Source organism: Campylobacter showae CSUNSWCD, from assembly GCF_000313615.1.
In the GTDB taxonomy this organism is placed as follows: domain Bacteria; phylum Campylobacterota; class Campylobacteria; order Campylobacterales; family Campylobacteraceae; genus Campylobacter_A; species Campylobacter_A showae_A.
Genome location: NZ_AMZQ01000008.1, coordinates 62,224 through 76,232 on the forward strand (window position 1 = coordinate 62,224; position 14,009 = coordinate 76,232).

General features: G+C 47.7%; 12 protein-coding genes. 10 read left to right on the forward strand and 2 right to left on the reverse strand.

Translation table 11 applies throughout. The annotated features are described in order from the left end of the window. Positions 1-13 precede the first annotated feature (13 nt). Positions 14-2,869, reverse strand: a complete 2,856-nt coding sequence (gene uvrA / locus CSUNSWCD_RS06125) for an excinuclease ABC subunit UvrA (protein ID WP_009494993.1) — start codon at positions 2,867-2,869, stop codon at positions 14-16. Positions 2,870-3,097: 228 nt separating this feature from the next. On the opposite strand from uvrA, the gene CSUNSWCD_RS06130 reads away from it, so the two are divergent. Beyond that, on the forward strand, positions 3,098-4,681 hold the full coding sequence (locus CSUNSWCD_RS06130) for a class I SAM-dependent methyltransferase (protein WP_009494994.1): 1,584 nt from the start codon (positions 3,098-3,100) through the stop codon (positions 4,679-4,681). An 89-nt stretch (positions 4,682-4,770) separates the two neighbouring features. Here the strand turns inward: CSUNSWCD_RS06130 and CSUNSWCD_RS06135 are convergent, their stop codons facing one another. Then, on the reverse strand, positions 4,771-5,523 hold the full coding sequence (locus CSUNSWCD_RS06135; RefSeq protein ID WP_009494995.1) for a sulfite exporter TauE/SafE family protein: 753 nt from the start codon (positions 5,521-5,523) through the stop codon (positions 4,771-4,773). Positions 5,524-5,600: 77 nt separating this feature from the next. Here CSUNSWCD_RS06135 and CSUNSWCD_RS06140 point away from each other — a divergent pair, with 77 nt between their 5' ends. From CSUNSWCD_RS06140 to CSUNSWCD_RS06180, 9 genes are all read left to right on the forward strand, one after another. Then, positions 5,601-6,029, forward strand: coding sequence for a DUF302 domain-containing protein (locus CSUNSWCD_RS06140; protein WP_009494996.1), 429 nt, complete (start codon positions 5,601-5,603; stop codon positions 6,027-6,029). Positions 6,030-6,077: 48 nt separating this feature from the next. Beyond that, positions 6,078-7,445 carry an anthranilate synthase component I family protein gene (locus tag CSUNSWCD_RS06145; RefSeq protein ID WP_009494997.1) on the forward strand — a complete coding sequence of 456 codons (1,368 nt, stop codon included), beginning with the start codon at positions 6,078-6,080 and terminating at the stop codon, positions 7,443-7,445. 443 nt (positions 7,446-7,888) lie between these two features. Beyond that, positions 7,889-9,502, forward strand: a complete 1,614-nt coding sequence (gene trpD, locus CSUNSWCD_RS06150) for an anthranilate phosphoribosyltransferase (RefSeq protein ID WP_009494998.1) — start codon at positions 7,889-7,891, stop codon at positions 9,500-9,502. Next, positions 9,499-10,098 (forward strand): phosphoribosylanthranilate isomerase, encoded by a 600-nt coding sequence (locus CSUNSWCD_RS06155; RefSeq protein WP_009494999.1) that lies wholly within the window; start codon positions 9,499-9,501, stop codon positions 10,096-10,098. Before trpD ends, CSUNSWCD_RS06155 begins: the two co-directional genes overlap by 4 nt. 176 nt (positions 10,099-10,274) lie before the next feature. Continuing rightward, positions 10,275-11,456 (forward strand): tryptophan synthase subunit beta, encoded by a 1,182-nt coding sequence (gene trpB / locus CSUNSWCD_RS06160; protein ID WP_009495000.1) that lies wholly within the window; start codon positions 10,275-10,277, stop codon positions 11,454-11,456. Beyond that, entirely contained in the window at positions 11,449-12,198 is a 750-nt protein-coding gene (gene trpA, locus CSUNSWCD_RS06165; protein ID WP_009495001.1) for a tryptophan synthase subunit alpha, read from the forward strand. The genes trpB and trpA overlap by 8 nt, the downstream gene beginning before the upstream one ends. A gap of 65 nt (positions 12,199-12,263) precedes the next feature. Further along, positions 12,264-12,677, forward strand: coding sequence for a chemotaxis protein CheX (locus tag CSUNSWCD_RS06170; RefSeq protein WP_009495002.1), 414 nt, complete (start codon positions 12,264-12,266; stop codon positions 12,675-12,677). 56 nt (positions 12,678-12,733) lie between these two features. Beyond that, positions 12,734-13,030 (forward strand): flagellar motor switch protein FliN, encoded by a 297-nt coding sequence (gene fliN, locus CSUNSWCD_RS06175; protein ID WP_034957998.1) that lies wholly within the window; start codon positions 12,734-12,736, stop codon positions 13,028-13,030. Next, entirely contained in the window at positions 13,027-13,965 is a 939-nt protein-coding gene (locus CSUNSWCD_RS06180; protein WP_009495003.1) for a hypothetical protein, read from the forward strand. The genes fliN and CSUNSWCD_RS06180 overlap by 4 nt, the downstream gene beginning before the upstream one ends. Positions 13,966-14,009: the final 44 nt, after the last annotated feature.

A 14,009-nucleotide genomic window follows, 5' to 3' on the forward strand; every position in this document is an offset into this window, starting at 1 on the left:
CTTCTCAAAATTTTTATTTTTTCTTTGCCTTTTTTGCCGCGTTTTTCATGGCTTCTAGCTCCTCAGCCAAAAATTTACCCGTATAGCTGCCCGTTTTTTTATGATTTTTAGCGACCTCTTTTACGCTGCCTTCGGCGATGATTTTACCGCCCTTTGCGCCGCCTTCTGGCCCCATATCGACGATGTAGTCGCAGTTTTTGATGACGTCCATGTTGTGCTCTATGACAAAGACCGAGTTGCCAAGATCGACCAGGTGATGCAGCACGCGCACGAGCCTATCGACATCGGCAAAATGCAGCCCCGTAGTCGGCTCGTCGAGGATATAGAGCGTATTTCCAGTGTCTGAGCGGCTAAGCTCCTTTGCGAGCTTTACGCGCTGCGCCTCGCCGCCGCTTAGCGTCACGGCGTTTTGTCCTAGCGTGATATAGCCTAGTCCCACGTCTTGCAGCGTCGTTAGTTTGCTGGCGATTTTTGGCACGGATTTAAAAAACTCCACCGCCTCGTCGATGCTCATATTTAGCACGTCGGCGATGCTTTTGCCTTTGTATAGGATTTCTAGCGTCTGTGCGTTGTAGCGGGTGCCGCCGCACGAGTCGCAAACGACGTTTACGTCTGGCAAAAAGTGCATCTCGATCGTGATCTCGCCCTCGCCTTGGCACTTTTCGCAGCGTCCGCCCTTGACGTTAAAGCTAAACCTGCCGATCTTGTAGCCTCGCAGTTTGGCCTCTTTAGTCTGCGCAAAAAGCCCTCTGATCTCGTCCATCACGCCCGTGTAGGTGGCAGGATTACTGCGCGGAGTGCGTCCGATCGGGCTTTGATCGAGATAGATCACTTTGTCTAGATTTTCTAGTCCGCTCAAATTTACCCCAGCTACCTTTTTTACTTTTTTAGCGCGATTTAGCTGCTCCTGGGCTTCAGGCAGCAGGGTTTGCAGTACGAGCGAGCTTTTACCCGAGCCAGAAACTCCCGTGATACCGACTAAATTTCGCAGCGGAAAGCGCGCGCTTAAATTTGAGATATTATTGATATTTACGTTTGAGATCTCGAGCCACGTGTCGCTTTTGCGGTTTTTTTGGTAGTCGATTTCCTTTTCGCCGTTTATGTAAAGCGCTGTTTGCGTGCTTGAGTCTAGCAGGCTTTTCACGTCGCCGGCAAAAACTATCTGTCCGCCAAATTTTCCCGCTCCAGGCCCGATATCTACGACGTAGTCGGCCTCCTCGATCGTTTTTTTATCGTGTTCTACGACGATAACGGAGTTGCCTTTGGCTTGCAAATTTCGCAGAGTTTTTATGAGCTTTAGCGTATCACGCTCGTGTAGACCGATACTAGGCTCATCCAGCACGTACATCACGCCGCTAAGGCCCGATCCGATCTGGCTTGCGATCCTGATGCGCTGCGCTTCGCCGCCGCTGATCGTGCGCGCGTCGCGTCCGAGCGATAGATAGCCAAGTCCCACGTCGTAAAGAAAAAATAACCGCTCGTTTATCTCCTTAAATATCGGCTTTGCGATCGTTTTATCGTATTCGCTAAGGTAGCCAAAATTTGACTCGTCCGAGAAAAACGCAGTGCAGTTTTCGATACTCATGTCCAAAATCTCGCCGATACCGCGCCCTGCGACCTTGACAGCTAGGCTTTGAGGCTTTAGCCTGTGTCCGCCGCAGTCGTCGCAGACCTTCTCGCTCATATATTCGTCAAAGTCCTTGTAATCCTTTAGCAGTCCGTGCGTGATTTTTAGCGCGCCCTCAAATTTACGCAGCAGCTTGTTTCGCTTCCAGAAAAACTCGACCTCTTTTACGTTGCCGTAGAGTACGAGGCGCCTTTCGTCCTCGCTAAGCTCGCCATACGGGCGCTTTACGTCGATGCCGTTTTGCTCGCAAAAAGCTAGCAAAAATTTATAATAATAGCTCATGTTGTAGCCGTATAGCAGCTTTATTGCGCCGCCTTCGATGCTTTTTTCCTCGTCGATCACTTTGGTTAGATCTAGGCTATATCTGATACCAAGGCCGTCGCACCTCTCGCACGCGCCTTTTGGGGAGTTGAAGCTAAAACTAAGCGGCTCAAGCGGAGTAAATGAAATTTTACAATCAAAGCATGCCGAGTGCTCGCTATAGTGGATGAAGCTCTCTTTTAGCCCGAGTTCCTGCGCATTTGCGATCTCGACCTCGACCTCGCCGTAGCTTTCACCCAGCGCTTTTTCTACGTCTTGGGCTAGGCGCTGCGCGTTATCGGCGTCTATCACGATGCGGTCTACGATGAGCTTTATCGTGTGCTTTTTGGTTTTGGCTAGCTCGATCTCCTCGTCTAGACGCACCTGTACGCCGTCTATCTGAGCTCTCACGTAGCCTTTGCCGCGTAAATTTTCGATCAGATCCGCCCATGTGCCCTTTTTCTCGCGCACAAGCGGAGCGTAAATAACGACTTTAGCGCCCTGAGGCAACTTTTGGATCTCGTTTATGATGTCGCTAGCCGACATTTTAGAGATCGGTTTGCCACACTTGTGGCAGTGCTGGATGCCGACCCTTGCGTAGAGGAGGCGCAGGTAGTCGTAAATTTCAGTGATCGTGCCAACCGTTGAGCGAGGGTTTTTGGACGTGGTTTTTTGATCTATCGCGATAGCAGGCGTTAGACCCTCGATCTTATCTACGTCTGGCTTGCCTACGCGGTCTAGAAACTGCCTAGCGTAGCTGCTAAGGCTCTCCATATATCTGCGCTGCCCCTCGGCATAAAGCGTATCAAACGCTAGCGTGCTCTTGCCGCTGCCGCTAAGTCCGGTGAAAACTACGAGCTTATTTTTTGGGATTTCGAGGTTTAAATTTTTCAGGTTGTGCTCGCGCGCGCCCGTGATTTTTATGGTGTCGTTTGCGTTCATTTTCGCTTCCGTGATTTTAAATTTTTAACCCGTCATTATACCCAAAATCGCTTTAACTAAAATCGCTGTTACTTTTATCAACACTACGGCAACTGTCGTCTTTATCGCTTCGGCTGTTTTCGGGCTTAAATTTTAATCAAATTCGGGCTGTTGTGACCGCCCGAATTTACCCTTATTTAATAGGCGTTACTGTATCATCGTAAAAATATTTTAACTTAAGGCTATAAAATGAACGACATCCAAAAATCCTACGATGAGCTTCCCTATATCTCGGCTGCATTTGCAGAGACTTCGCCTGCGCGACTTGAGGCTTTGGCTTCGTTTTTATCACTAACCCCGCCGCCGTCCAAAACAGCCAAAGTGCTAGAAATCGGCTGCAGCTACGGCGGAAATTTATTTCCTTTTGCCATCGCAAATCCGCAGGCAAAGGTGCTAGGCATAGATCTAAGCGAAGTGCAGATAAATAAAGCCAAAGAGCTAGCCGCACAAATGCGCGTGGATAATATCGAATTTAAAGCAAAAGATATCTGCGATTTTACGGATGCAGACGTGAGAGATTACGGCAAATTTGACTACATCATCTGCCACGGCGTTTATAGTTGGGTGCCCGATATGGTAAAGGACGCGATCCTAAAAACCATCAAGCTATTTTTGAGCCCAAACGGCGTTGCCTACGTGAGCTATAACGTCTATCCGGGCTGGAAGATCAAAGATACGATCAGGGATTGTTTGATTTTCGGTACCAAGGACATAAAGGGAGAAACCGCAAAGGTAGCTAAGGCTAGAGAGCTTTTAAAAGTACTTGGAGAATACGCCAAATTTTGCCAAAAAGACGGTAATGCGAGTCAAATTTTTGTAAATTTCGAAAGTCTAAAATTTCATATCGATTATATTCTAACGATGAACGACTCATACATAGCTCACGAGTATTTGGAAGCTTTTAATAATCCGATTTATTTTAAAGATTTTGCAAATAGTCTAGAGAAAAATGACCTAGCATATCTTGCCGAAGTCGGACTCGAGGATGTTTTTCAGTCAAATTTGGGGCTGGAAGAGTTTGACTCGTATATAGACGCAAATTTTAGCTCGCGTATCGAAAAAGAGCAGATGCTTGATTTTTTAACCAATAATATTTTCAGACGTAGTATGATAGTGCACAAAGAGCTCGTTCCAAACGATTTTAGCGTAAATATCGGCGTGAACGAACTTTGCAAGCTGCATATATCGGCAGACTTTAGCAAAACGAAAAACGGCTACCTAAACATCAAAAATATCGCGATGAAGCCTGAATACAACTGGCTTTATCAAGTCTTTACCGACGTTTATCCGGCAAGCGTAAATTTTGCCGACGTCGCAGCGCTTTTAAAAGACGACGAAAATGCGGTAAAATCGGCGTATTTTGGCTTTATGGAGATTTTAGCCGCAGACTGCGCTAAGCTAACGACCTACGAGCGACCAAAAGTCGTTTACGAAGTAGGTAAAAGCCGCCTAAAAGAGCGGGTACGCGGATATTTTGAGTATTTTAGTGCCGCAGATGAACCGGTGATCAAAATCGCTGACGAACTAAACGTACCGGCAAATTTTTCTCAGTTTGATGCCTTTATCGCTCTTAAATTTAACGGCGAAAACTCGCCCGAAAATATCGTAAAGCAAACGGCAAAATTCGCACAAGAGCGTAAACTGGAGTTTGCCCTCAAAAACGGCGAAGCAATAAAAACCGTCAGCAAAAACGAATACCAAAAAGCAGCCGAAAACTACGTAAAAGACCTTGAGTTAAAGCTAATCGACGGCGGATTTTTAGAAAATTTCTGATTTTTATTGAAGGCGAGTGGGGTAAATTTACCCCACTCTCTTATTTATCGCAAATTTAATCGTATTATTTTAAATTTATAAGCTCAAATTTAAGCAAAAAGCTTATTTATCATTATAATTAACGTCGTACAGATGAGCGCGAGTAGGCATCTTTTTTGGACGGTGCGGTCGATCTTTTGCGCTAAAGCTACGCCAAATCTCACGCTTATAAGCGAGCCGATACCGACTAAAACGCCGACCTCGTACTGCACGAGTCCTTGCGAAGCGAGGCTAATAAAGCCCGAAATCGATGAAAATATCACGAAAAATAGCCCCGTACTAACGGCCTTTTTGATGTCGTAATTAAGAAAATTTATCAAAACCGGCATGATGATAACCGAGCCGCCGATACCCACGCTAATCGCTACTATACCAACAAAAAGCCCGACGAAAAAAAGCGGAACGAGAGAGGGATTTTGCGCGCCTTTTGGCTCGGGGTTTTTAAAAAACAGCTTAATAACGTTAAAAGTCTGAATACAAATAAGCGTTAGAAGCAAAAATTTAGACGGTACGCTCGCCACGATAAAACCGCTCGCACTCGCCCCGCAAAAGCCGCCGATACCCAAAACCAAAGCGGGTTTTAGATCGACGTTTTTGTTTTTTATATTTAAAAGCGAACCGTAAACTGAGCTAAACACCATCTGCAGGACGCTCACGCCGATTGCGTATTTGACGTCAAAGCCCAAGAATACGAGTATCGGTACGGCCGCTGCGCCGCCTCCGATGCCCAAAAATCCAGACAAAAAGCCGACAAATAGCCCCAAACATACATAGCCGATCGATGCAACCGATAAAATTTCCATAATCTCGCCTTAAAGTAAAATCCGATTTTAGCCGTTTTTGGGTAAAATTAATTTTAAAATTTAAAAAAGGGAAGTTATTGAAAAGATTGTTTTTGATGATTTTTGCGGGATTAAATTTGGCCTTTGCCAGCGTCACAGCAGGCCAGAGCGAGCTAGAGCTAGAAGCTGCGGTTAAGAGGTTTCAAAGACTGCTTGATATGAAGGATATTAGCGAATTTGCCGTAGTGCCTCATCATATTTTCGCCGCGCAAACGGGAGTAAATTTGACGCCGTCGATCACTGTGATTTTCGGTGCTCCAGGCGTACTTGCACCGTTAATAGAGTGCGAACCAAGCCTCGCGCTAGAGCTTCCGTTTAAGTTTTTATTTCAAAAAAGAGACGGCAAAACTGTCGTGAGCTTTGAGGATATAAAAAGCGTCGCGGCTAGATACGGCGTCTTTGACTGCCACGCCCTAGACGCGGCGCAGAGGCTAGAGCGCGAGCTTTTTGACGCCGCCGTCAAATGAAAATTAAGCTTAATTTTTATATAATCGACGCTCATTAAAGGATATTTTATGTTACTTTTGAACCCCGTTTTTTATTACGAAAAGATCCGCGAAAAATTCGCCAACTCCTACCTCGCCGAGGACACGACGCAGACCATCGTCGGCATCGACTGCGAGTATATCAGCAGCGAGCAAACCGATTTTGCGGGGCTTAAGAGCTATTTTAAAGCTCAAAAATCGGGTGCGCCTTTTGCGGGACTGTTTGGAGTGCTAGGCTACGGCGGAATAAAATATTTTGAAAAAATACCCGAATTTAACGCCTCACAGTACGATTTCCCAGACTTTTTCTACGCTAACGCCCGCGCCTACCTACACTTTGATAAAAATAGCAAAATTTACAGCTTTTACGGCGACCGCGAGCGGTATTACGATTTTCTCGTTAAATTTAGCACAGATGACGAAGCGGCCGCCAAGGAACAGCGCGCAAAAAGGCAGTGCAAATATAAAATTTTAACCGATTTAGAGGGCGAAAAAGCGCATTTTCTAAAGATCGCAAAGCGCGCCAAAGAGTATCTAAAAAGTGGCGACGTCTTTCAAGTCGTGCTAAGCGAACAGCTAAAACTAGCCTCGGATATGGATAGCCTAGACTTCTACCGAGCCTTGAGCGAGGCAAATCCGAGCCCGTATATGTTTCACTTTCCGACCCCGTACGGCGACGTCGCGGGCTCTAGCCCCGAGCTAGTCTGCGAGATCAAAGAGGGCAAGATCTACGTCGCACCTATCGCAGGCACTCGCGGACGCGGCAAAGACGCGATCGAGGACGTCGCGCTCGAGCGCGAACTGCTAAACGACGAAAAAGAGCTAGCCGAGCACAAAATGCTCATAGACCTTGCTCGCAACGACATCGGCCGCGTCAGCAAGCCAAAAAGCGTCGCGGTCAAAAACGCCATGCGCATCGTGCGCTACGAAAGCGTGATGCACATCGTAAGCGACGTCTACGGCGCAAAATCAGACGATCTAGACGCATTTGACGCGGTCGGCAGCATCTTTCCCGCAGGCACGCTCAGCGGTACGCCGAAAATCCGCGCCATGGAGATCATCGCCGAGCTTGAGTCGTATAAGCGCAACGCCTACGGCGGCGGCATCGGATTTTTCCACTTTAATGGCGATGCGCAAATGGCGATTTTGATTAGAAGCGCGATATTTGCACGCAAATTTGACGCTAAATTTGATGCTGGCAGGCATAACCCGCACCTTGACGGAGCAAACGAGCCAAATTTAGAGGGTGGCGAGCTCGATGGAAATTTTGCCGAAATTTTCGTGCAGGCTGGAGCGGGTATCGTGATAGATAGCGTGCCGGAATACGAATATAAAGAGATTTGCAAAAAACGCGCCTCGGTGCTAAATGTGTTCGCAAAAAACGCAAGGGAGATTTGAGAAATATAAATTTGGGCTTTAAGTAAAGGGGTGGGGGCTTGAATGGCGCTCTGCTAGCAGCTCTCAAAGAGAGTGCAAGCACAAGGCGAGGCAAAGCCGAAGCAAAAGAGCCCCCTTCCCCCTTTAATCCCTCTCCCCCTACGACGTGAGAGGTTGCTGCACTGCGTGCAGGTTAAATTTGGCGCTATTGCGCCGCAAATTTAAATTTACATTTTCAAGATGTGGGTCTCGGTGACCCAAATTTGCAAATTTGAGTTCAAAAAGTTAAGGCGAAGTATTTTATAGAAACATTTTGCTTTGCAAAAACGCTACGCTTGTTTTGAGATGGATTTGAATGTTGCGATGAAATTTTCGACCGAAGATAGAACATGTAGTTCATCGAGGGAGAAAATTTTTAGCTCATTCAAAGGCACTCAAAAGACAAGCCGTATAAAAGGAAAGAAATGATTTTATTGATAGACAATTATGACAGTTTCGTCTTCAACGTAGAACAATATCTACGCGAACTAACCGACGAAGAAGTACGCTGCGTGCGCAACGACAAAATCACGCTAGACGAGATCCGCAGGCTAAATCCGAGCAAAATCGTATTAAGCCCGGGACCAAAACACCCGCAAGATAGCGGTATCTGCCTAGAGATTTTAAAAAGCGACATCGTCGCGCCAGTGCTTGGTATCTGCCTCGGGCATCAGGCGATCGGGCTCGTTTACGGCGCCAAAATCAAACGCCTAGAAAAGCCCTATCACGGCAAAACTTCGCTCATAAAAGTCAGCCGCAAAGAGCCGCTATTTACGGGACTGCCGGACGAATTTGAGGTCATGCGCTACCACTCGCTTTACGTGGACGAGCTACCGTCAAATTTAGAGGCTTTGGCCGTGAGCGAGGATGGCGTAGTGATGGCGCTTAGCGCGAAAGATAGGCCGATTTTTGGTATCCAGTTTCACCCCGAGAGCTACTTCACGCAGTACGGCAAAAAAATCATCGAAAATTTCATAAACTATGAAGCCACGCCTGCGGCAGAGGTCGCCAAAGAACCCAAAATCCGCCCGCTCAAGCCGTTTCTAATCAAGCTGCAAGAAAACGAGCGGCTAGACGACCGCGACTTTGAGCAAATTTGCGAAATCATCGCAAGCAAAGAGTACGAGATCACGCAGCTAGCGGCACTTTTGGTGCTAATCAGCGAAAAAAGCCTCTATCCGCAAAGCCTCGCAAGCCTCGCCAAAAACATCCTAAAATACTCGCAGACCTACCGCGATCCATCGCCGATGATCGATCTTTGCGGCACGGGCGGTGACGGCTTTAAGACGATAAATATATCAACCAACGTCGCGTTTATCTTAGCGAGCCTTGGCGTCAAGGTCGCAAAGCACGGCAATAAGGCCGTTTCTAGCAAATCAGGCAGCTCAGACGTGCTGGAAATTTTGGGCGTTCATAGCTCAAATTCGCTCCTACGACAGCGAGAGCTGCTAAACGATAAAAATTTGGCCTTTTTCCACGCGCCGTTTTTCCATCCGTTAGTTGGCGAAGTGCGCGAAGTGCGCCAGCGCCTAGGTATCCGCACGGTTTTTAACGTACTTGGCCCGCTGCTAAATCCAAATTTGGCGCTCAAAAATCAGCTCGTGGGCGTCTATCATAAGCCTGTTTTACGCCTCTATGCCGAGACGCTGCAGCTGCTGGGACGCGAGCGAGCGCTGGTGGTTCGCGGCGAGGATGGGCTAGACGAGATCAGTCTATGCGATGAGACGCGCGTCGTGGAGCTGCGCGGCGGCCAGATCAGCGAGTACAGCATCACGCCCGAGCAGTTTGGCTTCAGACGGGCGTTTCACAGCGAGATCGAAGGTGGCACGCCTGAGCAAAACGCTGAAATTTTAAAGCAAATTTTAAAAGGCGAGTTGGACGGACCGAAATTTGACGTAGTCGTGCTAAACGCGATGTTTGCGCTCTACACAGCAGGCGTCGCGGACAGTCCCACGCAGGCCAAAGAGGTCATCCTGGACGCGATAAAAAGCGGTAAAGTTTATCGCTATTTCGAGGACTACGTGCGAGGCGTAGCGTGACGCTGGTTAAAATTTGCGGCATCAAAACGCCCAAAGAAGCGCGCGAGGTGGCGAGCCTGGACGTAGATTTTTTGGGCGCGATATTTGCCAAAAGCAAACGTCAAGTAAGCGCTCAGACGGCGCGCGAGATAGCCGGTATAGCGCACGAGGCAGGCAAAAAATGCGTCGGCGTTTTTGCCGGACAAAGCGACTGCGAGATAATGGAAATTTGCGAATTTGCCGCTCTTGACGTCGCGCAGATCCACGGCGAGGCTAGCTCAAATTTATACGCAAATTTAAAGGCGATGGGGCTAGAGGTTTGGCGCGTTTATAGCGTGCTAAATGCGCTTCCAGCCATAGATACCGCGCTTTGCGATATGCCGCTTTTTGATTGCAAAGGCGAAAATGCCGGCGGCAACGGCACTAGCTTTGATTGGGAGATTTTGCGTGCAGTCAAATTTGACTTTGGCATGGCGGGCGGCATCGGCGAGCATAACGTGTGCGAAGCAATCAAATTTAACCCGCGAGTGCTTGATCTAAACTCAAAAGTTGAGGATGAAAACGGTATAAAATCGGCGGAGAAAATAAAGAAAATTTTGGAGCTCATAAAGGTGTAAATTTTGCTTGCGATGGAGGCAAAATTTACCACTTTGCCGCCTCGTCCAAATAAAATATCGTTTGTTTCAATTTTTCTCATTTTGCCCGCTTTCCGGCTGACGCTGCTATACCGCACCTCAAATAAGCCTAATAAAAACTTAAAATGCTAAAATAAACGAAAATTTAAAGGATACCGATGAACACCAAAGCATATTTCGGAAAATTCGGCGGGCAGTTCGTGCCCGAAACCGTGATGTTCGCGCTAGACGAACTCGAGGCCGCGTACGAAAGTATCGCAAAAACGGCTGAATTTAAAGCCGAGCTAGACGACCTGCTAAAAAACTACGTCGGACGCCCGAGCCCGCTATATCACGCAAAACGCCTAAGCGAGCACTACGGGCATGAAATTTATCTAAAGCGCGAGGATCTAAACCACACGGGCGCGCATAAGATAAATAACGCCCTAGCTCAAGCGCTTCTAGCCAAAAAAATGGGCAAAAAGAAGGTTTTAGCCGAAACGGGTGCGGGTCAGCACGGCGTGGCGACTGCGACGGCGGCGGCATTGCTCGGTCTTGAGTGCGACGTATATATGGGCGCGACAGATGTCGAGCGTCAGCAGCTAAACGCATTTCGCATGCAGCTTTTAGGCGCCAGAGTCGTTAGCGTAGAAGATGGGCTAAAAACGCTAAAAGAGGCCACCACCGCAGCGATCCAAGCGTGGGTAAACGAGATAGAAAGCGCATTTTACGTCATCGGCTCAGCAGTCGGCCCGCACCCGTATCCTAGGATCGTGCGCGACTTTCAAAGTATCATCGGCCGCGAGACCAAAGAGCAGCTAAAAGAATACGGCGTGCATCCGGACTACATCATCGCCTGCGTCGGCGGCGGCAGCAACGCCATCGGCATCTTTAGCGCGTTTTTGGACGACGCGGACGTAAATTTGATCGGAGTCGAGGCTGCGGGCCTAGGCGCGCACACGCCGTATCACGCCGCAACTCTAACCAAGGGCCGCACAGGCATCATCCACGGCATGAAAACGATCGTTTTACAAGACGAATACGGCATGATCGAGCCCGTACATAGTATCTCAGCTGGGCTTGACTACCCAGGCGTGGGTCCCGAGCACGCGCACCTGCACGAGAGCAAGCGAGCCGCCTACTACGGCGTCACCGACGACGAGTGCATAAACGCGCTATATCTAACCAGCCGCCTAGAGGGCATCATCCCGGCGATCGAGAGCTCGCACGCGTTAGCGTATCTAGAAAAGCTCTGCCCAAATTTGACGAAAAAAAGCGTCATCGTCGTAAATGTCTCGGGACGCGGCGACAAGGACATAAACACCGTGATGAGCTACGAGAAAGGAAAAATTTATGGCTAAGGTAAAAGACGCGTTCGCGGACAAAAAAGCAAACATCGGCTACATCGTGGCGGGATATCCTAGCGTCGAAGCGACGAAGGAGTTTTTATTAAATTTAAACAGCAGCTGCCTAGATCTACTAGAGCTTGGCATCCCATACTCCGATCCGCTTGCAGACGGCAAACTCATCGCGCAAGCTAGCTTTGAAACCGCTGCAAAGGGCGTAAACACCGACGCGATATTTGCCATGCTAGAGGAGTGCAAAGGCAAGATAAATAAACCGGTCGTATTTCTCGTGTATTTTAACATCGTATTTGCCTACGGCGTAGAGAGGTTTATCGCTCATTCAAAAGATGTCGGTATAGCAGGATTTATCATCCCCGATCTGCCGTTTGAGGAGAGCGAGGAGGTGGCAGGGTTGTGCGCCAAATTTGACCTTGATCTCATCCCGCTAATCAGCGTCACCTCGCAAAACCGCGCGGATAAAATTTTAAAATTTGGCTCAGGATTTGTCTATGCTCTGGGCGCTATCGGCGTGAGCGGCTCGCAGCGAGCAAGCGAGGAGAGACTAAAAGCGCTCATAGAGGGTCTAAAAAAAAGAAGCGATCTGCCTGTCGCGGTAGGCTTTGGCGTGAAAAACAAAAACGACGCCGACGAGGTAAAAACCTATGCCGACGGCGCGATAATCGGGACTGAGATAGTAAAGCTCACTGCCAAATTTGATGGCGAAGAGCTGATAAAGCAAATCAATAAACTTTTTTAAATTTAGCCGCGTTTACGTTAAATTTAAGTATAATCAAAAAATTTCGTTTAAAGGACGGCGCGATGATGGACGTTGCGGAGCTTGGGATCAAGCATCTGTGCGAGGATACTCTAGGCTACAAAGTAGAGAGCGCAAGGAGCGCGGAAGGCGAATTTTACGGCTCGAGCTTGCCGATTTTTAAGGGTAAAGAGGAGTTTCACTTTTATCTTTACTTTAAAAAAGATACACTAAACCGCTTTGCTAGCGTGCTTCTTGGCGTCGATAAACTAGCCGAAGACGAGCTAAGCGATATCTGCAAAGAGGCAGCAAATCTCATGATCGGCTACGCTAAAAATCTACTCAACGAACGCGAAGCAAACGCCTATAAACTAGGCACTCCCGAGTATCTAGGCAGGACGAGCTTTCACGTCAAACTAGACGACAAACGCGTATATAAAATCAAAAATAGAACATTTCAAGTAGGATACAAAAAAATATGAGCGAAGAACTACAAGAGATAAATGCCGTAGAAACGGCGTTGCAAGGGGTTCAGGAGATGTTGCAAGAGCGCGGTGGGCTTTTTAAAAGCTACGACGAGCTGATGGATATCGGAGTGGATTTTATCTCGGAGCTAGGCACCACGACGATTAGCGTAAAGCAGCTTTTAAAGCTCGAAGTGGGCTCGGTAATCGACCTGGAAAAGCCTGCCGGCGAGAGCGTGGAGCTTTTTATAAACAACCGAATTTTCGGCAAGGGCGAAGTAATGGTCTACGAAAAAAACCTCGCCATTAGGATAAACGAAATCCTCGACTCAAAATCCGTCATCCAGTACTTTAAACGAGAGCAACTATGAGGATTTTCGCGTCGCTTTCGCTGCTTTTCATAGCGCTTTGGGGTTCAAATTTATCCACGTATAACGTCTACGAGCGCGGCGACCGCGTCGATATCATGCTTAGCTTTGACGCTCCTTATAGCGGTGCGATCCTGCAAGAGCGCAAGGACGGCGCTATAACCCTACTCTTTAAAGACCTACAAAACGATCAAAATATAGAAAAAAGCGTAAACTCAAGCATACTACAAGAGATTTTGTTTGAGCCTAGGGGCCAAAATTTAGCCCTCGTGATAAAAAGCGACGCGCAAGTAGCCGTTAGCGCCTCAAAAACCACCGACGGCTTTGGTCTGCGCATACGCGTGACGCCTGAAAATGCGGCGAACCCAGCCGCCGAAACCGCGCTATCTCCGCAAGAAACTAGAGAAAATATAACCGAAGCTACGAATTTATCCGGCGATCAAAACGCATCAAATTTGACCCCGTCGGCTCAAAGCACCGGCTTAAATTTAGGTGCACAAAGCGGCGACGTAAATTTCATGACGCAAGGCATGAGCGATATGATCGATTATAGATATTACGCGGTTTTGGGCGTTTTGGCGCTACTTTTGGTCGTGCTTTTGTTCGTAAAAGCAAAGCTAAAAAACAAGCAAACAATGCGAAAAACAAAACGAGAAAACGGCTGGTTTGAAAAGGTAAAAAGCGACGAAGGTGTGGAGATAATCTACGAAAAATCGCTTGATGATACGAACAAGGTCGTGCTTTTTCAGCATCTTGACAGACGCTATCTCGTGCTAACGGGCACATCAAACGTGCTTTTGGATAAATTCGGCGAAGAACAGATGACGAGCGAGCAGGATTTCCAGAGCTTTTTTGAAGAAAATCAAAAAAAGCTAAACGCCTACATCGAAAACCGCCAGACGCTAGACGCATACAAAGATAAGGCAAGTATAGACTAAATTTGCCTTTTTAAAATTTGATGAAATTTATCGCAAATTTCATC